Origin of the sequence: Massilia sp. IC2-476 (assembly GCF_020707295.1) — a bacterium.
Classification (GTDB): domain Bacteria; phylum Pseudomonadota; class Gammaproteobacteria; order Burkholderiales; family Burkholderiaceae_D; genus Telluria.
The window spans coordinates 139,118-157,263 of sequence record NZ_JAJFER010000001.1 but is presented as its reverse complement, the minus strand read 5'-3'; the positions used below and the strand labels follow the sequence as shown (position 1 = coordinate 157,263).

General features: G+C 61.7%; 14 protein-coding genes and 2 tRNA genes. 14 read left to right on the top strand and 2 right to left on the bottom strand.

Going from position 1 to position 18,146, the window contains the following annotated elements:
* Position 1: 1 nt before the first annotated feature.
* From hflK to LK539_RS00700, 10 genes are all read left to right on the top strand, one after another.
* Positions 2-1,294 carry an FtsH protease activity modulator HflK gene (hflK, locus tag LK539_RS00745; RefSeq protein WP_227798999.1) on the top strand — a complete coding sequence of 431 codons (1,293 nt, stop codon included), beginning with the start codon at positions 2-4 and terminating at the stop codon, positions 1,292-1,294.
* The gene (hflC, locus tag LK539_RS00740) at positions 1,294-2,166 is read left to right on the top strand and encodes a protease modulator HflC (RefSeq protein ID WP_227798998.1); all 873 of its coding nucleotides are present in this window, start codon (positions 1,294-1,296) and stop codon (positions 2,164-2,166) included. The genes hflK and hflC overlap by 1 nt, the downstream gene beginning before the upstream one ends.
* A 282-nt stretch (positions 2,167-2,448) precedes the next feature.
* Positions 2,449-3,603: an ATP phosphoribosyltransferase regulatory subunit gene (locus tag LK539_RS00735; RefSeq protein WP_227798997.1), complete on the top strand. Its 1,155-nt coding sequence runs from the start codon at positions 2,449-2,451 to the stop codon at positions 3,601-3,603.
* Between the two features lie 3 nt (positions 3,604-3,606).
* On the top strand, positions 3,607-4,923 hold the full coding sequence (locus LK539_RS00730) for an adenylosuccinate synthase (RefSeq protein ID WP_227798996.1): 1,317 nt from the start codon (positions 3,607-3,609) through the stop codon (positions 4,921-4,923).
* A 24-nt stretch (positions 4,924-4,947) separates the two neighbouring features.
* Positions 4,948-5,487 carry a phosphoribosyltransferase gene (locus LK539_RS00725; protein WP_227798995.1) on the top strand — a complete coding sequence of 180 codons (540 nt, stop codon included), beginning with the start codon at positions 4,948-4,950 and terminating at the stop codon, positions 5,485-5,487.
* A gap of 273 nt (positions 5,488-5,760) precedes the next feature.
* Positions 5,761-6,246: an Lrp/AsnC ligand binding domain-containing protein gene (locus LK539_RS00720; protein ID WP_227798994.1), complete on the top strand. Its 486-nt coding sequence runs from the start codon at positions 5,761-5,763 to the stop codon at positions 6,244-6,246.
* A 99-nt stretch (positions 6,247-6,345) separates the two neighbouring features.
* On the top strand, positions 6,346-6,942 hold the full coding sequence (locus LK539_RS00715) for a MarC family protein (protein WP_227798993.1): 597 nt from the start codon (positions 6,346-6,348) through the stop codon (positions 6,940-6,942).
* A gap of 90 nt (positions 6,943-7,032) precedes the next feature.
* On the top strand, positions 7,033-9,048 hold the full coding sequence (locus tag LK539_RS00710; RefSeq protein WP_227798992.1) for an ATP-binding protein: 2,016 nt from the start codon (positions 7,033-7,035) through the stop codon (positions 9,046-9,048).
* A 77-nt stretch (positions 9,049-9,125) separates the two neighbouring features.
* The gene (locus LK539_RS00705) at positions 9,126-9,602 is read left to right on the top strand and encodes an RES family NAD+ phosphorylase (RefSeq protein ID WP_227798991.1); all 477 of its coding nucleotides are present in this window, start codon (positions 9,126-9,128) and stop codon (positions 9,600-9,602) included.
* 555 nt (positions 9,603-10,157) lie between these two features.
* Positions 10,158-12,011: an NACHT domain-containing NTPase gene (locus LK539_RS00700; protein ID WP_227798990.1), complete on the top strand. Its 1,854-nt coding sequence runs from the start codon at positions 10,158-10,160 to the stop codon at positions 12,009-12,011.
* Positions 12,012-12,053: 42 nt separating this feature from the next.
* On the opposite strand, the gene uvrB is transcribed toward LK539_RS00700, so the two are convergent.
* Positions 12,054-14,150 (bottom strand): excinuclease ABC subunit UvrB, encoded by a 2,097-nt coding sequence (gene uvrB / locus LK539_RS00695; protein ID WP_227798989.1) that lies wholly within the window; start codon positions 14,148-14,150, stop codon positions 12,054-12,056.
* A gap of 114 nt (positions 14,151-14,264) precedes the next feature.
* On the opposite strand from uvrB, the gene LK539_RS00690 reads away from it, so the two are divergent.
* The 4 genes from LK539_RS00690 to LK539_RS00675 all read left to right on the top strand — a co-directional run bounded on the left by LK539_RS00690 (position 14,265) and on the right by LK539_RS00675 (position 16,703).
* A complete protein-coding gene (locus LK539_RS00690) occupies positions 14,265-15,476 on the top strand; it encodes an amino acid aminotransferase (RefSeq protein ID WP_227798988.1) in 1,212 nt (403 codons plus the stop codon).
* 124 nt (positions 15,477-15,600) lie between these two features.
* A tRNA-Asn gene (locus LK539_RS00685) sits at positions 15,601-15,676 on the top strand.
* A gap of 214 nt (positions 15,677-15,890) precedes the next feature.
* Positions 15,891-16,559 carry an alpha/beta fold hydrolase gene (locus LK539_RS00680; RefSeq protein ID WP_227798987.1) on the top strand — a complete coding sequence of 223 codons (669 nt, stop codon included), beginning with the start codon at positions 15,891-15,893 and terminating at the stop codon, positions 16,557-16,559.
* 68 nt (positions 16,560-16,627) lie between these two features.
* Positions 16,628-16,703, top strand: a tRNA-Asn gene (locus tag LK539_RS00675).
* A 133-nt stretch (positions 16,704-16,836) separates the two neighbouring features.
* Here the strand turns inward: LK539_RS00675 and purT are convergent.
* Positions 16,837-18,045 (bottom strand): formate-dependent phosphoribosylglycinamide formyltransferase, encoded by a 1,209-nt coding sequence (gene purT / locus LK539_RS00670; protein ID WP_227798986.1) that lies wholly within the window; start codon positions 18,043-18,045, stop codon positions 16,837-16,839.
* Positions 18,046-18,146 lie beyond the last annotated feature (101 nt).

The following is an 18,146-nucleotide window of genomic DNA, read 5'->3' as shown; positions in this document are numbered from 1 at the left end:
TATGCTCGTTTCTCTGCTAAAACGTTGCGGCATCAAACTGTCGCTCAACGACCCACGCTGGGGCCATAAACCCCAGGGTGACCACAAGGCCCAGGAGGGCCGCCGGCCGGGTGAAGGCCCGCCCGATCTCGATCAACTCTGGCGCGACTTCAATGCCCGCCTGAACCGCCTGTTCGGCGGCCGCAACAATGGCGGCGGCGACGGCGGCAACGGTCCGTCCGGCCGCGGCGACATGCGCGGCGCCAGCGTCACCGCCGGCGTGGTGGCGGTCATCGTCGGCCTGATCTGGCTGGCGAGCGGCGCCTTCATCGTGCAGGAAGGCCAGGTCGGCGTCGTCACCACCTTCGGCAAGCTCAGCCACAAGACCGGCGCCGGCTTTAACTGGCGCTGGCCGTACCCGATCCAGGCCCACGAGACCGTCAATGTCTCGCAGATCCGCACCGCCGAGATCGGCTACCGCGCCAACGTGCGCAACAAGCAGCCGCAGGAAGCACTGATGCTGACCGACGATGAAAACATCATCGACATCCAGTTCGCGGTGCAGTACACGCTGAAGGACCCGGTCCAGTGGCTGTTCAACAACCGCGAGAACGACGAGACCGTACGCCAGGTCGCCGAGACGGCGATCCGCGAAGTGGTCGGCCGCAGCAAGATGGACTTCGTCCTGTACGAAGGCCGCGAAAAAGTGGCCGTCGACGTGCACCAGATGATGCAGAAGATCGTCGACCGCTATGCGCTCGGCGCCCTGATCACCAACGTGACCATGCAGGCCGTGCAGCCGCCGGAGCAGGTCCAGGAAGCCTTCGATGACGCCGTCAAGGCCGGCCAGGACCGCGCCCGTGCAAGGAATGAAGGTGAAGCCTATGCCAACCAGGTGATCCCGCAGGCGCGCGGCCAGGCCTTCCGCCTGATGCAGGACGCCGAAGCCTACCGCTCGATGGTGGTCGAGAACGCGACCGGTAACGCCTCGCGCTTCGACCAGGTGGTGGCCGCCTATGGCAAGGCCCCGGCCGTGACGCGCGACCGCATGTACATCGACACCATGCAGCAGATCTTCTCCAACACCAGCAAGGTGATGGTCGATTCGCGCGCCGGCAACCCGATGATCTACCTGCCGCTCGACAAGCTGCTGCAGCAGAACGCCGGCAACGACAATGTCGGCAACCGTTCGGGTCCGGTGCAGGTGCCGACGCCGCAATCGGCGCCGCCGCAGGATGTCATGCAAGCCATGGATTCGGTGCGCCAGCGCGATAGCCGCAGCCGCGATTCCTCACGTGATCGGGAGAGCCGTTAATGAACCGCCTCGTAACTTTATTTGTGGCGGGCTTCATTGCCCTGATGCTGCTGTCCTCGACCGTGTTCGTGGTGGACCAGCGCCGCTTCGCCATCGTCTTCGCCCTGGGTCAGGTGCGTGACGTCATCACCGAACCGGGCCTGCACTTCAAGCTGCCGCCGCCGTTCCAGAACGTGATCTACCTGGACAAGCGCATCCTGACGCTCGACACGCCCGACGCCGACCGTTTCATCACGGCCGAGAAGAAGAACATCCTGGTGGATGCCTTCGTCAAGTGGCGTATCGTCGACCCGCGCCTGTACTTCGTCAGCTTCAGCGGCGACGAGAACCGTGCCCGCGACCGCATGTCGCAGATCGTCAAGGCAGCCCTGAACGACGAAATCACCAAGCGCACCGTGCGCGAAGTGATCTCGGGCGAACGCGGCCGCGTGATGGAAGCGGTGAAGGAAAAGGTCATCGCCGAAGCCAAGGAGATCGGTGTCGGCGTGGTGGACGTGCGCCTCAAGCGCGTCGACTACATCGAGCAGATCAACAACTCGGTGTACGAGCGCATGAAGGCCGAGCGCGTACGCGTGGCCAACGAATTGCGTTCGACCGGCGCCGCCGAATCCGAACAGATCCGCGCCGACGCCGACCGCCAGCGCACCGTGATTATTGCCGAAGCCTTCCGCGACGCCGAGAAGATCAAGGGTGACGGCGACGCCAAGGCGACCGCGATCTATGCGGATTCGTTCGGCAAGAATCCGGAATTCGCCAAGTTCTACCGTTCGCTGGAAGCGTATCGCGCGACCTTCAAGAACCGTGGGGACGTGATGGTGGTGGATCCGAATTCGGAGTTCTTCAAGTACTTCAAGCAACCAGCTTCGAAGTAATCGTAGGGTGGGCGGGTCTCCCGCCCACGCGGTCAAACAGTGCATGAGCCGCTTGACCGCGTGGGCAGGGGACCTGCCCACCCTACGTTTACCCGGCCGTTTTTAGTATAGACAAGCGTTGCACAATGGCACTCTGGCAACCCGCCAGCGCTGTCAAATCAACATCCCCGTCCTACGCCTCCCCATTTTCGGGTAAAATTGCCGATTCGGCGCTCGCACCGTGCGCCGGCACGCCCGTGCCCCGAACATTGCTCTTGAAAACAACCCGTTAGCTGTCTGCCCATGCCGAACTGGCTCCTGCCTGAGAATATCGCCGATGTCTTGCCGTCCGAGGCGCGCAAGATCGAGGATCTGCGCCGCAAGATGCTCGATACCTTCCGCCTGTACGGCTACGAACTGGTGATGCCGCCGCTGCTCGAGTATGTCGAGTCGCTGCTGGCGGGGGCAGGGCAGGACACCGAACTGCGCACCTTCAAGGTGGTCGACCAGCTGTCCGGCCGCCTGCTCGGCCTGCGCGCCGACATGACCACCCAGGTGGCGCGCATCGACGCCCACCTGCTCAACCGCGACACCGTCACCCGCCTGTGCTACGCCGGCAGCGTGCTGCATACCCGCCCGTCGGGCCTGCACGCCACCCGCGAGCCGATCCAGATCGGTTGCGAGATCTACGGCCACGCCGGCCTGGAAGCCGACGCCGAGATCCAGGAACTGGCGCTGTGCTCGCTGGCGCTGGCCGGTTTTGATTCCGTCCGCCTCGACCTGTGCCACGTCGGCATCCTGCGCGCCGTACTGGCCGAAGACCCGGCCGCGCGCCGCGACGAGGCCCAGCTCATCGGCCTGCTGCGCGCCAAGGATGCGCCGGGCCTGGACGAATTCACCCAACACTACGCCCCGAGCACCCGCCGGGCCCTGCTGGCGCTGCCGCACCTGTACGGCGACGTCGACGTGCTCAAGCGCGCCAGGGAAGAACTACCTGCGCTGCCGGGCATCACCCGCGCGCTGGCCGAACTGGCGGCGCTGGCCGCCGGCGCCATCGGCCGCGCCGACGTGGCGATCGACCTGGCCGACCTGCGCGGCTACCAGTACGAAAGCGGCGCCATGTTCGCGCTCTACGTGCCGGGCCTGCCGAACGCGGTGGCGCGCGGCGGCCGCTACGACCACGTGGGCGAAGCCTTCGGTCGTGCGCGTCCCGCCACCGGCTTCTCGCTCGACCTGCGCGAACTGGCGCGGCTGCTGCCGACGGCCGAGCGCAAGCATTCCATCCGCGCGCCCTGGGGCAACGCCCCCGAGCTGAAGGAAAAAATCGCTGACCTGCGCAAGGCAGGCGAAGTCGTGATCCAGTCCATGCCGGGTCACGACAATGTTCAGGACGAGTTCGAGTGCGACCGCGTGCTCGTCCTCGAAAACGGAAATTGGATTCTCAAAAACTTAGGTTAAGTGATGTCAAATACTAACGTGGCAAAGAACGTCGTTGTCATCGGCACCCAGTGGGGCGATGAAGGCAAGGGTAAGATCGTCGACTGGCTGACCGACCATGCGGCCGGCGTCGTCCGTTTCCAGGGCGGCCATAACGCCGGTCACACCCTGGTGATCAAGGGCCAGAAGACCGCGCTGCAGCTGATCCCCTCGGGCATCATGCGCGAAGGCGTGGCCTGCTACATCGGCAACGGCGTCGTCGTTTCGGTCCCGGACGTCATGCGCGAGATCGACAAGCTGCAGGCAGCTGGCATCGAAGTCGTGTCGCGCCTGAAGATCTCGGAAGCCTGCCCAGTCATCCTGCCTTACCACGTCGCCATCGACAAGGCGCGCGAAGCCAAGCGCGGCGAGAACAAGATCGGCACCACCGGCAAGGGCATCGGCCCGGCCTACGAAGACAAGGTGGCGCGCCGTGCAATCCGTATTGCCGACCTGCTCAACGAAGAGCGCTTCGCCGAGAAGCTCAAGGAAAACCTCGAGTACCACAACCACGTGCTGGTGAACTACCTGGGCGCCGATCCGATCGACTTCCAGCAGACCTACGACGACGCGATGGCCCTGGTGCCGCGCCTGCGCCCGATGGTGGGCGACGTCTCGTCGCAGCTGTACGCCGCCCACAAGGCCGGCGGCAGCCTGCTGTTCGAAGGCGCCCAGGGTTCGCTGCTCGACGTCGACCACGGCACCTACCCGTTCGTCACCTCGTCGAACTGCGTGGCAGGCAATGCCGCCGCCGGCGCCGGCGTCGGCCCGGGCATGCTGCACTACATCCTCGGCATCACCAAGGCCTACACGACCCGCGTGGGTTCGGGCCCGTTCCCTGCCGAACTGCCGACCGACGCCGGCGTGGGCGAACACCTGTCGCGCGTGGGCCACGAGTTCGGCACCGTCACCGGCCGTGCGCGCCGTTGCGGCTGGTTCGACGCCGCGCTGCTGCGCCGCTCGGTGCAGATCAACGGTGTGTCGGGCATGTGTCTGACCAAGCTGGACGTGCTGGACGGTATCGAGTCGCTGAAGCTCTGCACCGGCTACAAGATCGACGGCCGCGACGTCGACATCTTCCCGGTCGGCGCCGAGGAAGCCGCGCTGTGCGAGCCGGTCTACGAAGAAATGCCGGGCTGGACTGAATCGACCGTCGGCGCCAAGTCGATGGAGGAGCTGCCGGCGAATGCCCGCGCCTACATCAAGCGCATCGAAGAACTGGTGGGCGTGCCGATCGACATGGTGTCGACTGGCCCGGACCGCGAAGAAACCATTGTGCTGCGCCATCCGTTCGCAGCTTAATTATAAAAATAGGAATAGCCTGAAATGAACACCCCTGCATCGACCGACAAGGACCTCTGGGTTTCGTGGGACGAGTACAACCGCCTGGTCGAGCGCCTCGCGCTGCAAGTGTATGAATCGAACTGGAAGTTCGACATGGTGCTGTGCCTGGCGCGCGGCGGCGTGCGTCCGGGCGACGTGATCTCGCGCATCTTCGACGTGCCGCTGGCGATCCTGTCGACCAGCTCCTACCGCGAAGAAGCCGGCACCAAGCAGGGCAACCTGGACATCGCCAAGTACATGACGATGACCAAGGGCCCGCTGGCTGGCCGCATCCTGCTGGTCGATGACCTGGCCGACTCCGGCGTGACCCTGCAGAAGGTGCGCGAGCACCTGCAGACCAACTACCCGGACGTCACCGAAGTGCGTTCGGCTGTCATCTGGGTGAAAGGTACCTCGGCCTTCAAGCCTGACTACCACCTGGAAGACCTGCCGCACAATCCGTGGATCCACCAGCCGTTCGAAGACTACGACGGCCTGCGTCCGCACCAGCTGGCGGCGTGGATGAAGAAGTTCGAGAAGTAATCCTTGCCGGTTGAACCGGGCAATGAAAACGGGCAGGAAGGGCGATCAGCCTTTCCTGCCCGTTCTGTTTTTCGGCTTCTCTCGTGAAGAAGTGTCCGCGGCGCGCGATGCAGCTTGGGTCGTGGCCAAGGGTCAGGGCAGCGCGGGAAGGTCTCGATAAAGTCCATCCATCGTAATGGCGGACTGCGGAAAGGTGCTTTTGTAGTTTCCCTGTTTTCGACAAAACATGGGAGAATCTCCTATCTTTCGTTTGAAACATAGAGGATTCTTCTCGTGTCCACCATTCCTGAGCTCAAGGGCCACAAACTCGACGAGATCGACCGCAAGATCCTGCGCATCCTGCGCACCGATGGCCGCATCAGCAATCAGAAGCTGGCCGACAGCGTGCACCTGTCGCCCACGCCCTGCTGGAACCGCGTGCGCGCGCTCGAAGAGGCCGGCTACATCGAGGGCTATGCGGCGATCCTGTCCCAGCGCGCACTGGGCTTGCCTGACACCGTCATCATCGAAGTCACGCTCGAGCGCCACGACGAGGACATGCTGGAACGCTTCGGCGAAGCGCTGGCCCAGCTGCCCGAGGTGATGGAGGCGAGCCTGCTCACCGGCGACTACGACTACCTGATCAAGGTGGCCGTGGCCGGCACCGAGGGCTACGAGCGCTTCCTGCGCCAGCGCCTGTACAAGATCCCGGGCATCCGCCACAGCCGCTCCACCTTCGTACTGCGCACCCTGAAGCGCACCCATTCGGTGGAGCCCTGACAACCGCGCCTGATACAAAGCGGTCATGTTTCTGTCGTACCACTCTGCTAAGATGCGTCTTGGCCATTTGCAGCATTTAACAATAACAAGCCCAACCCGATGACCCAAAGCTTCTTCCAGACTTTCATCCTCCTGATCCTCGTCACTGATCCATTCGGAAACGTTCCGCTGTTCGTTGCAGCCCTGAAGGAAGTGCCGGTCGAGCGCCGTGCCCGCATCGTCGTGCGCGAATGCGCCATTGCCTTCCTCCTGCTGCTCGTGTTCATGTTCTTCGGCAAGCACTTCCTCGAGGCGCTGCACCTGAGCCCGGTGGCGCTGCGTATCGGCGGCGCCGTGATTCTGCTGATCATCGCGATCCGCATGATCTTCCCGCATCCGGATGGCGTGCTGGGCCGCAACGAAGGAGGGGAGCCCTTCATCGTCCCGCTGGCGATTCCCGCGCTGGCCGGCCCGTCGGCGCTGGCCACCGTGCTGCTGTTCAGCTCCGAGAACTTGTCGGAAACGATGGTGCACGTCGCCGCCCTCGCCGCAGTCGGCGTGGTCTGGCTGGCCGTGTTCCTGAGCGCCGAGCGCCTGCAGCAGCGACTGGGTCCGCAGGTCATGACGGCCTTCGAACGCCTGATGGGTCTGATCCTGACGGCAATGTCGGTCGAGATGCTGCTTGGCGGCATCCGTGATTTCGTCAAGACGCTGTGATGGCAGGGGCAGCGGTGCGAGGGCAAGGGCCCCTTTCTGGCACACTTTTGCTAACACAATAAGCGTCGCAACAGACGCCGACACGAACGCATGAAAACGGAACACGAGACGCCCTCCGAATGGCTGCCCTTCCTCAGCGGAGGCGGGCAGATGGGCGCCATGATGCGGGCCCACGACTGGTCGCGCTCCCCGCTCGGCCATCCGCGCGACTGGCCGCAGGCCTTGCGCACCACCGTCGGCCTGATGCTCAACTCGAAGTTCCCGATGTTCGTGGCGTGGGGGCCGGAGCTGGGCTTCCTGTACAACGACACCTATGCAGTCATCCTGGGCGAAAAGCACCCCACGGCCCTGGGCAATCGCTTCCATGACATCTGGCGCGAGATCTGGGAAGACATCCATCCGCTGATCGTACGCGCCCTCAAGGGCGAGGCGACCTACATGGACCGGCTGCCGCTGCGCATGAACCGCCACGGCTATGACGAAGACACCTGGTTCACGTTCTCCTACTCGCCGGTGCGCGACGAGGACGGCACCGTGGCCGGTATGTACTGCGCCTGCGTCGAAGCGACCGCCGAAGTGCTGGCCGAGCGTTACCGCGAAGAGGAAAACCAGCGCCTGATGACGCTATTCGAGCAGGCGCCCGGCATCCTGGCCGTGCTGCGCGGTCCGGAGCACGTCTTCGAGATCACCAATGAATCCTATATGCAGCTGATCGGCCGCCGCGAGCTGATCGGCAAGCCGGCGCGCGAAGCGCTGCCGGAAGTCGCGGGCCAGGGCTTCTTCGAGCTGCTCGACCAGGTCTATCAATCGGGCCAGCCTTTCGTTGGACACGCGGTGCCGGTGCGCGTCCAGCGTGACGCCAGCGGCCAACTTGAAGAGCGTTTCGTCGACTTCGTGTACCAGCCGATTCGCGGGCCGAAGGGCGACGTCGAAGGCATCTTCGTCGAGGGCAGCGACGTCACGGCGCGCAAGCGCGTCGAGGACGACCTGCGCGCCGCCAACCGCCAGAAAGACCAGTTCCTGGCCATGCTCGCGCACGAGCTGCGCAACCCGCTGGCGCCGATCACCACCGCCGCCCAGCTCCTGCAACGCGGCTCGCTCGATCCGCAGCGCGCGCGCCACGCCAGTGACATCATCGTGCGCCAGGCCGAGCACATGACCGACCTGGTGAACGACCTGCTGGACGTCTCGCGCGTCACGCGCGGCCTGGCCGAGATCGAGAAGGAAGACCTCAATGTTGCGGACATCGTCCAGGGTGCCGTGGAACAGGTGCGCCCGCTGCTGGACATGAAGCGCCACCAGCTGCAGCTTGAACCGGCCCCAGTCCCCTTGCACGTGTCGGGCGACCGCACGCGCCTGGTGCAGGTGGTCTCCAACATCCTGAACAACGCCGCCAAGTACACGCCTTCAGGTGGCCGCATCACCCTGCGCGTGCGCGAAGAAGAAGGGGAGGCCGTGATCGCCGTGTGCGACAACGGCCAGGGCATCGATCCGCAGGTGCTGCCCTATATTTTCGACCTGTTCACCCAGGCCGAACGCACTCCGGACCGCTCGCAGGGCGGCCTGGGCATCGGCCTGGCGCTGGTGAAAAGCCTGGTGGCCCTGCATGGCGGCCGCGTGGCGGCCTTCAGCGAAGGGATGAACCGCGGCAGCGAATTCCTGATCCGCCTGCCGCTGCTGCAGTCCGCGCCCGCGCAGCAGGAAGCGCAGCAGGAAGCAGACGGCCGGGAAGGGCCGGTGCGGGTGCTGGTGGTCGACGACAATGCTGACGCGGCCCAGATGCTGGCCACGCTGCTGGAAGCGCACGGGCACCAGGTCAGTGTCGAATACGACGGCACCAGTGGGCTGGCGCGCGCACTGCGCGAGCGCCCCGAGGTCATGCTGCTCGATATCGGCCTGCCCGACATGGACGGCCACGAACTGGCGCGTCGCATGCGCGCCTCTCCGGAAACCGCGAATGCGACCCTGATCGCGCTCACCGGATACGGCCAGAGCGACGACCGCGAACGCGCACGCGCGGCCGGCTTCGACCGCCACCTGGTCAAGCCCGCGGACCTGTCCGAACTGCTGCGCATCCTTGCCTCGGTCCGCGGCGAAACAGACTGATTCCCTCGCGATCCGTGCGCGGTCGCGGCTCTGCGCCGGTGTATGCTGGCTCCGGGACAATAGGGGGACAAGAACACATGAGAACCTGGCGAATCGCGAACAAGGATGTGGCGCTCGACCGCAGTTGCGAAGGCGCCCGCAAGAGCGGCGGACACTGGCACGCCGAGGGCTGCCCGGCCTTGTACACCGCCATGACGGTGGAGCTGGCGGTGCTGGAGAAATTCGTGCACGCCGAAGGCGACGAGCCCGACCTGGTGCTGGTGGCGGTAGACCTGCCGGACGATCCGGAACTCGGCATCGACGTGGGGCGCGAGGAGCTGCCGGACGGGTGGGACGACCTGGACGACGGCGGCAGCGCGACGGCGTTCGGTACGGCTTTCCTGGAGAAGTGCCATCACCTTTATATGCGGGTGCCGTCGGTGATCGTGGGGGAGGGGCTGAACCTGGTGATCAATCCCGAGCATCCGGCGTATGCGGATGTGAAGCTCAGTATTGCAAGGTCGTACAGCTTTGACCCGAGGATGTTTGAGAGGCCGGCGAAGGCGGAGTCTTAAGGTTCACATAGCAGCGAACCCAGTTGATTGTTGACTGCAAGATCGCCACTTTGTTGGATACCGAATTTAGTTCCATTGAGCAGTGACTGTACATGCTTTTGCACGACACAATAGACTAGAGGCCGAGCAGATTAGGCCCCCCGTCTACGCGTTTTCTAAGACCTGGTAGTGCTAACGCCGCAGGTTGCCGCGGACGTCAAGGCAAGATCACCTCTTGAGGCATCGACACTGTCTTGTCTGGCCTGACTGGCGACGCAGCTGCTTAGTAGCGTGCAACTGATTTAAATTCAAGCCGCTTTTTGGTTCAAGGTCTATCGCAGGCCTGTCATGAGCCCCTAGCTCGATTGATCGCTGCTGATCTGTTTCTTGCATCGAATTTTTCGCCTCCATCTCGTGTTACCCAATGTAGGTGTGCTGCGTTCGCGCCCTTACATCTATCGGCGGCTACAGTCCTATCATCAACGTATGTAGGTTTTCTGAATACCTCGTCATTTTCTCAGATGGCACTATCCACATTTCAATGTTATTGTTTGTCTTCGAATTTGAGGAGATAGCATGGCTGTAGGACTCGATATCGCTGTGGTGACGAAGGCACTAGCGCCGTTGGTGGTGCAGCTCGCTAAGGGGGCTGGCACATCCGTTGGAAACACATTGAAAAAGTGGGAAGCCGCTACTTTTGCTAAGCGGCTTGCTAAAAAGCTCTCTGTAGCGGACAAAATTAAGACAATTTGGGCGCCTGATAAGGAGACATCACTTCTTTCGATATACTACCCATCGAAAATTGTGTTTGACTCGAAAAAAACGAGCGTCGATTCACTAGCAGATCTGCCGCCGGGTAATCTCGTGATTGAGGGTATTGTAGGACATGGAAAATCTATGCTCCTTCGATACTTGTATCTGCAAGAGCTTTCCGGAAAAGGAAGCGGAAAGTTGCCGATTTTTATTGAGTTGCGCACTCTGACCGAGAAACGCGACTTGGATACCCACATTCGTGACGCTCTTGAAAGGATGGAAATTTCAGTCAATGAAGAGGTGTACGACTATCTGCTTCGCAGCGGTAAACTTGTTTTGCTTCTCGACGGCTTTGATGAGTTGGATGAGACACTGATCCCATCGACGATATATCGCGTTGAGAGGCTTATCGAAACGTATGAGGAACTGCAGATTATCGTTACCTCGAGGCCATCCAGTGAAATTAAGAAAAGTCGCTTGATGAATAGCGTCAATCTGCTAGGGCTCGAAAAGTCTGATTATGGAAGTTTCTTGGCAAAACTGGGGGTTTCATCCGCAAAAGCCCTGGAAATTACTGAGGCAATTCGCAAGAGCCCGTCAGATGTTTCGAACTTGATCACGACCCCATTGATGATGACGCTTCTGGTCATGGTTTACGAGACTGAACACGAAATACCCTCGGAGTTGCCGGAATTTTTCGAGAAGTTATTCGTTACAATGTTTTCGCGCCATGATAGACAAAAGGCCGGCTTTAATCGAAAACACCATTCTGGATTGTCGGAGAGGAAACTACAACACTTCTTCGAGTTATTTTGCTTTATAACAATCAGATATAGATATGGGCGAAGCTTAACGTCAGAGCAGTTCGGAATGGCATTCGATCGCGCATGTCAGCACACAACTCAGGGCTCCTGTGACTTGGAAAATTTTAAGAAGGATATCGTTCAGGTAGCCTGCTTAATGATTTCTGAGGGCTATGACCTTACAACTTTTCTTCATAAAAGTATTGCGGAATATTTTGCAGCAGCCTTTGTTGCGCGGTCGACAGATGAATTTGCTGAAAAATTCTATGCGGCTGCTGTGGGAAATTACGACCTCTGGAATGCCGTCCTTACATTTTTGGAAAAAATCGACTCGTTCCGGTATGCTAAGTATTATGGCCTAGTTGCACTGAGCTCTTTTGTTTCCGAGATGGGTCTTGAGGAGGGGGCGGTTACGCCGATATCTTCTTGGGTGACCTATTTTATTAGAACGCAACCAAGTTTTGGAATTACCTATGCTGAATCAGGGGCAAAATCTGATCGGCATCACTCTAACTCGAGTTTAGATTTCATCCCCTCGAAATTCGGTACTTACAACCAAAATGATGTTTCGTTTGGCGGGCAACTTCACTCACGGCTGGTTGATGCGATTATCCAAGGAGTAACAGAAGATCTGCCGGCAACCTTTAAGCAAGAAGAACTGATCGAATCTAGGCCCCTCTTTATCGAGGATTTTGATGACCCAAATTCCTACAAAATAAGCTTAGCAAGTGCTGTGCAGGAATATGGCACTAAGGGATTGCAGGGTAAGCTTCTTCAGTTTGAAAGTAAAATATGGAGCGAGATTCGAGCATTTGAAGAGCTCGTCGCCCAAGAGGAAGGAAAAAATAGCATATTGTCGGATGGGCTAATGTAATGCTGCCGGTGCGCGAAAACAATGCGCACCGGTTAGCGAACATTATTTTCCCAACATCGAAATGACGTTGTCAGCTCCCGGCGCGCCGAACGCCTGCTGCTTGAGCACATGCAGCTGATCCCGCACCTGCGCCGCCTTCTCGAACTCTAGGTTCTTGGCGTGGTCCACCATGAGCTTCTCGAGGCGCTTGATCTCTTTCGAGATCTGCTTCTCGCTCATCGATTCGACCTTGGCCGTTTCCGCATCCTCGCGGACACCTTCGACCATCGCGCGCTGTGCAGCGTTGCTGTACACGCCGTCGATCATGTCCTTGATCTTCTTGTTCAAACCCTTCGGCGTGATGCCGTTGGCTTCGTTGAAGGCGATCTGCTTGGCGCGGCGGCGTTCGGTTTCGTCGATCGCGCGCTTCATCGAATCGGTCATCTGGTCGGCGTACAAAATCGCGACACCATTCAGGTTACGCGCCGCGCGGCCGATGGTCTGGATCAGCGAGCGTTCCGAACGCAGGAAGCCTTCCTTGTCCGCGTCCAGCACCGCCACCAGTGACACTTCCGGCAAGTCGAGACCCTCGCGCAGCAGGTTGATGCCGACCACCACGTCGAAGGTACCCAGGCGCAGGTCGCGCAGGATCTCCACGCGCTCCACCGTCTCGATGTCGCTGTGCAGGTAGCGCACCTTGATGCCGTGGTCGCTCAGGTATTCGGTCAGCTGCTCGGCCATGCGCTTGGTCAGCGTCGTCACCAGCACGCGTTCGTCCTTGGCGATGCGGTCGGTGATCTCGCTCATCAGGTCTTCCACCTGCGAACGCGCCGGCTTGACCAAGACCCGCGGGTCGACCAGGCCGGTCGGACGCACCACCTGCTCGACCACGTTGTCGGCCTTTTCCTTTTCGTACTCGGCCGGCGTCGCCGAGACGAAGACCGTCTGGCGCATCTTGCCTTCGAACTCCTGGAACTTCAGCGGCCGGTTGTCCAGCGCCGAGGGCAGGCGGAAGCCGTAGTCGACCAGATTGACCTTGCGCGAACGGTCGCCGTTGTACATCGCGTTGAGCTGGCCGATCATCACGTGCGACTCGTCCATGAACATCAGCGCATCCTTGGGCAGGTAGTCGATCAGGGTTGGCGGCGGTTCGCCCGGCATCGAGCCGGACAGGTGGCGCGAGTAGTTCTCGATGCCCTTGGTGAAGCCGATCTCGGCCAGCATCTCGAGGTCGAAACGGGTACGCTGCTCGAGGCGCTGTTCCTCGATCAGCTTGTTCTCGTTGCGGAAGTATTCCAGACGGTCGCGCAGCTCGGCCTTGATCGATTCCACCGCGCGCAGCACGGTCGAGCGCGGGGTCACGTAGTGCGAGCCCGGGTACACCGTGAAGCGCGGGATCTTCTGGCGCACGCGGCCCGTCAGCGGGTCGAACAGCTGCAGCGACTCGATCTCGTCGTCGAACATTTCGACGCGGATTGCGAGTTCCGCGTGTTCCGCCGGGAAGATGTCGATGGTGTCGCCGCGCACGCGGAAGGAGCCGCGCGCGAAATCCATCTCGTTGCGCGTGTACTGCATCTGGATCAGGCGCGCGATGATGTCGCGCTGTGCCACCTTGTCCTTGTGGCGCAGCGTCAGGATCATCTTGTGGTATTCGTTCGGATTACCGATACCGTAGATGGCCGACACGGTGGCGACGATGACGACGTCGCGCCGCTCCATCAGCGACTTGGTGCACGACAGGCGCATCTGCTCGATGTGCTCGTTGATCGACGAGTCCTTTTCGATGAACAGGTCGCGCTGCGGCACATAGGCTTCCGGCTGGTAGTAGTCGTAGTAGGAGACGAAATACTCGACCGCGTTCTGCGGGAAGAATTCGCGGAACTCCGCATACAGCTGGGCCGCCAGCGTTTTATTCGGCGCGAACACGATCGCCGGACGGCCCGCCTGGGCGATCACGTTGGCCATCGTGTACGTCTTGCCGGAACCGGTCACCCCCAGCAGAGTCTGGTACATCAGGCCGTCGTTGATGCCTTCCACCAGGCCCGCGATCGCGGTCGGCTGGTCGCCCGCGGGCGGGAAGGGCTGGTGCAGCTTGAAGGGCGAGCCTGGGAAGGTAAGGACGGTCGGTTCCGGGGCATTTGCAATGGATAGTTCTGCCATACTTTCAGACCTTTGCTAGAATGGGTGTCCGCTTGCGGCACTGCAGCATGACTATACAAGCAGTGTCGTTCATTACAATCGCTGCGAACCCACCGACAAACTCAGTTTATCACGATGACTTCCACAGCCTCCGCCAGCCTCTTCGGCGCCATCGACATGGCGCCCCGCGACCCGATCCTGGGCATTACCGAAGCATTCAACGCCGATACCAACCCGGCCAAGATCAACCTGGGTGTCGGCGTCTACTATGACGATAATGGCAAGGTTCCTTTGCTGCAGTGCGTGCAAAAGGCGGAAGCGAAGCTGATGGAGCAGCCGGCGCCGCGTACCTACCTGCCGATCGAAGGGCTGGCGGCGTACGACAAGGCCGTGCAAGAGCTTGTATTTGGGGCCGACAGCGCCGTAATTCAAGAGAAGCGTGCGATTACCGTGCAGGCCCTGGGCGGCACTGGTGCGCTCAAGCTGGGCGCCGATTTCCTCAAGCGTTTCTCGCCTGAATCCGATGTCTACATCAGCGACCCGAGCTGGGAAAACCACCGCGCACTGTTCGAAGGCGCCGGCTTTGCCGTCAACAACTACACCTATTACGATCCAAGCACCCACGGCGTGAATTTCGACGGCATGCTGGCGGCCCTGAACGCCATGCCGCGCGGTGCGATCGTGGTGCTGCACGCCTGCTGCCACAACCCGACCGGCGCCGACCTGACGCAGGAGCAGTGGAGCCAGGTGATCGAAGCCGTCGTGGGCAATGGCCTGGTACCCTTCCTCGACATGGCCTACCAGGGCTTCGGCGCCGGCATCGCGGAAGACGGCGCCGTGGTGCGCCGCTTCGCCGAGACCGGCATCCCGCTGCTGGTGTCGAACTCGTTCTCGAAGTCCTTCTCGCTGTACGGCGAACGCGCCGGCGCGCTGTCGATCGTGGCTACCAGCAGTGAAGAAGCGGCGCGCGTGCTGTCGCAACTGAAGCGCGTGATCCGCACCAACTATTCGAACCCGCCGACTCATACTGCCAAGGTGGTTGCGATGGTGCTGTCGACCCCGGAACTGCGCCAGCTGTGGGAAGAGGAACTGGCAGGCATGCGCGTGCGCATCCGCGAAATGCGCAACCTGATGGTCGAGAAGCTGAAGGAAAAGGCCCCGGGCCGCGACTTCGAATTCGTGCGCGAGCAGGTCGGCATGTTCTCGTACTCGGGCCTGACCAAGGAGCAGGTGGGCAAGCTGCGCGAGCAGTCGATCTATGCGGTCGACACCGGCCGCATCTGCGTTGCGGCCCTGAACTCGACCAACCTCGACCGTGTCGTTGACGCCGTCGCCAAAGTTCTTTAAAATCTTGGCTCTTCGGAACTGACCCAACGCAGTTTCAACTTGGTTCCGAAGAGCAGCAGCTGCTTGTGCGACACGACCTGAATTTGACACCGTGTCACTGCAAACATATAATGCTGTCATCAATTCCCTGATAGCTCAGTCGGTAGAGCGACGGACTGTTAATCCGCAGGTCCCTGGTTCGAGTCCAGGTCGGGGAGCCAGAATTCCGGAAGGCCACATCGCAAGATGTGGCCTTTTTGTTTGCCCACAGTACCAACTTCAGGTATTGCGGGAAAGTGGGATGGCAGGTTACGCTGGCAATAGTCTACTCATCAGGAATAAACGTTGAAGCATCTTCCATCGAGCAAGAGGGTCGCGGTCTCAGGACAGGTGCTCCGCTTTTCCCGGTCGGGGCAGGGGAGTCCGACCATCGTCATGCTCAGCGGCGCCGGCGGGCCGCTGGAAAACTGGCACAAGCTGTATCCCGGCATCGAAGCACTGGGCACGGTCGTCACCTACGACCGGCCCGGCGTCGGCGGCAGCGCCCGTCCGCGCGACGCGCAGATGGGCACCACCGTGGTGCTGCAGCTGCGCGCGCTGCTGCGCGAGATCGATGCCAAGCCGCCCTTCCTGCTGGTCGGGCATTCCTTCGGCGGCCTGCACGCCAACCTGTTCGCGCGTGTCTATCCGGCAGAAACCTGCGGCGTGCTGTTCCTCGAGGCGACTGCGCCCGACGACGTGCTGAACATGAAGCGCTATCGCTCCGGCCTGCAGCGCGCCGTCGCGGGCCTGCTCGACCGTTTCTCGCCGCCCGATCCGAACGACGAGATCAGCAACGAGGCCGAGACCGTGGCCGAGATCGCCGAGGCGCCCATGTTCCCGGCGATTCCCATCACTGTCGTCTCGGGCGGCAAGCGCCTGCCACGCTGGATGGTGTCGGGCGACGCCCAGCGCGAGCGGGCGCGCAACCAGGAATCCCTGATGCGCCTGTCGCCCCTGTGCAAGCGCGTGATCGCGCAGGGCAGTGCCCATTTCCCGCAGATGTCGGAGCCGCAGCTGGTGCTGGACGAGCTGGCAAAGCTTATCAAGCGCACATCGCCGTAAGAAAAGTTGCTTTTCGATAGCGCAGGGCTTCGCCAAATCGAAAAGCGCTGCTATAATACGGCCTCTAATCCCTGATAGCTCAGTCGGTAGAGCGACGGACTGTTAATCCGCAGGTCCCTGGTTCGAGTCCAGGTCGGGGAGCCAGAATTCGAAGGGCCGCATGTGAATGCGGCCCTTTTTGTTTTGCTGCGCCTCGGGCAAGGTCATTCCTCGTGACAGGAAAGCGGCGATGTGAGCAGGCGCCACACCGCCGGAATTTACGCTCTTGTCAGCCTGCTCAGCGCACCACGGGCTTGACGCGCGATGCCGCTTCCAGCGCCCGCTGGCGCGCCGTCTCGACATCGTCCGCGGTCGCCAGCGCAACCCCCATGCGGCGGCGTGCGAAGGACTCGGGCTTGCCGAACAAGCGCAGGTCGGCGCCCGGCACGCGCAGCGCATCGGCCACGCCTTCGAAAGCGATTCCTGCTGCCTCATGCTGGCCGTAGATCACGGCAGAGGCGCCCGGTGCGCGCAGCGACACGTCCACCGGCAGGCCGAGCACGGCCCTGGCGTGCAGCTCGAACTCGCTCTGCACCTGGCTGGCCATGGTCACCATGCCGGTGTCGTGCGGGCGCGGGCTCACTTCCGAGAACCACACCATGTCGTCCTTGACGAACAGCTCGACCCCGAACACGCCGCAGCCGCCCAGGTCGGCCGTCACCTTGGCCGCGATGTCGCGCGCGCGTTCCAGCGCGACGGGCGTCATGGGGTGCGGCTGCCAGGATTCGACGTAGTCTCCCTGCACCTGCTTGTGGCCGATCGGCGCGCAGAAGCTGGTTTCGATCTCGCCATCGGCGCCGATCGAGCGCACCGTAAGCAGCGTGATTTCGTAGTCGAAGTCGATGAAGCCTTCCGCGATCACACGGCCGGCATCGACGCGCCCGCCGACGGCCGCGTATTCCCAGGCTGCTGCGACCTCGGCTGCGCTGTCGAGCTTGGACTGGCCCTTGCCAGACGAGGACATCACCGGCTTTACCACGCAGGGAAAGCCCACCGCGGCGCAGGCCTGCTGCAGCTCTTCCAGGCTGCTGGCGAAGCGGTAGGGCGAGGTCGGCAGGCCGAGCTCTTCGGCGGCTAGGCGGCGAATGCCTTCGCGGTTCATGGTCAGCATGGCGGCGCGCGCGGTCGGGATGCAGGTGATCTTGCCGCTTTGCTCCAGCGCGAACAGGGTCTCGGTAGCGATGGCTTCGATTTCCGGCACCACGAGATCCGGCTTTTCCAGCGCGATCAGGGCCGACAGGGCGGCGCCGTCGGTCATGTCGATCACATGGGCGCGGTGGGCCACCTGGTGGCCGGGCGCGCTGGGGTAGCGGTCGACCGCGATGGTTTCCACGCCAAGGCGCTGCAGGGCGATGATCACTTCCTTGCCGAGCTCGCCGGAGCCGAGCAGCATGACCTTGGTGGCGGAAGGGGAGAGCGGCGTACCGAAGAGGCGAGGCGTTGTCATGGTCTTGATCGGAAAGCAAAGTGACGACTATAGCAAAGGCGCCGATCGCCCGTCGCCGACCCAACTACTTTACGAAAAGCACTGGTCAAATCCAAAAGCGC

What these genes read in the sequence shown, in the direction of transcription:
- hflK (WP_227798999.1), top strand. Translation starts at nt 2, where the DNA reads ATGCTCGTTTCTCTGCTAAAACGTTGCGGCATCAAACTGTCGCTCAAC.
- hflC (WP_227798998.1), top strand. Translation starts at nt 1,294, where the DNA reads ATGAACCGCCTCGTAACTTTATTTGTGGCGGGCTTCATTGCCCTGATG.
- LK539_RS00735 (WP_227798997.1), top strand. Translation starts at nt 2,449, where the DNA reads ATGCCGAACTGGCTCCTGCCTGAGAATATCGCCGATGTCTTGCCGTCC.
- LK539_RS00730 (WP_227798996.1), top strand. Translation starts at nt 3,607, where the DNA reads ATGTCAAATACTAACGTGGCAAAGAACGTCGTTGTCATCGGCACCCAG.
- LK539_RS00725 (WP_227798995.1), top strand. Translation starts at nt 4,948, where the DNA reads ATGAACACCCCTGCATCGACCGACAAGGACCTCTGGGTTTCGTGGGAC.
- LK539_RS00715 (WP_227798993.1), top strand. Translation starts at nt 6,346, where the DNA reads ATGACCCAAAGCTTCTTCCAGACTTTCATCCTCCTGATCCTCGTCACT.
- LK539_RS00710 (WP_227798992.1), top strand. Translation starts at nt 7,033, where the DNA reads ATGAAAACGGAACACGAGACGCCCTCCGAATGGCTGCCCTTCCTCAGC.
- LK539_RS00705 (WP_227798991.1), top strand. Translation starts at nt 9,126, where the DNA reads ATGAGAACCTGGCGAATCGCGAACAAGGATGTGGCGCTCGACCGCAGT.
- LK539_RS00700 (WP_227798990.1), top strand. Translation starts at nt 10,158, where the DNA reads ATGGCTGTAGGACTCGATATCGCTGTGGTGACGAAGGCACTAGCGCCG.
- uvrB (WP_227798989.1), bottom strand. Translation starts at nt 14,150, where the DNA reads ATGGCAGAACTATCCATTGCAAATGCCCCGGAACCGACCGTCCTTACC.
- LK539_RS00690 (WP_227798988.1), top strand. Translation starts at nt 14,265, where the DNA reads ATGACTTCCACAGCCTCCGCCAGCCTCTTCGGCGCCATCGACATGGCG.
- LK539_RS00680 (WP_227798987.1), top strand. Translation starts at nt 15,891, where the DNA reads ATGCTCAGCGGCGCCGGCGGGCCGCTGGAAAACTGGCACAAGCTGTAT.
- purT (WP_227798986.1), bottom strand. Translation starts at nt 18,045, where the DNA reads ATGACAACGCCTCGCCTCTTCGGTACGCCGCTCTCCCCTTCCGCCACC.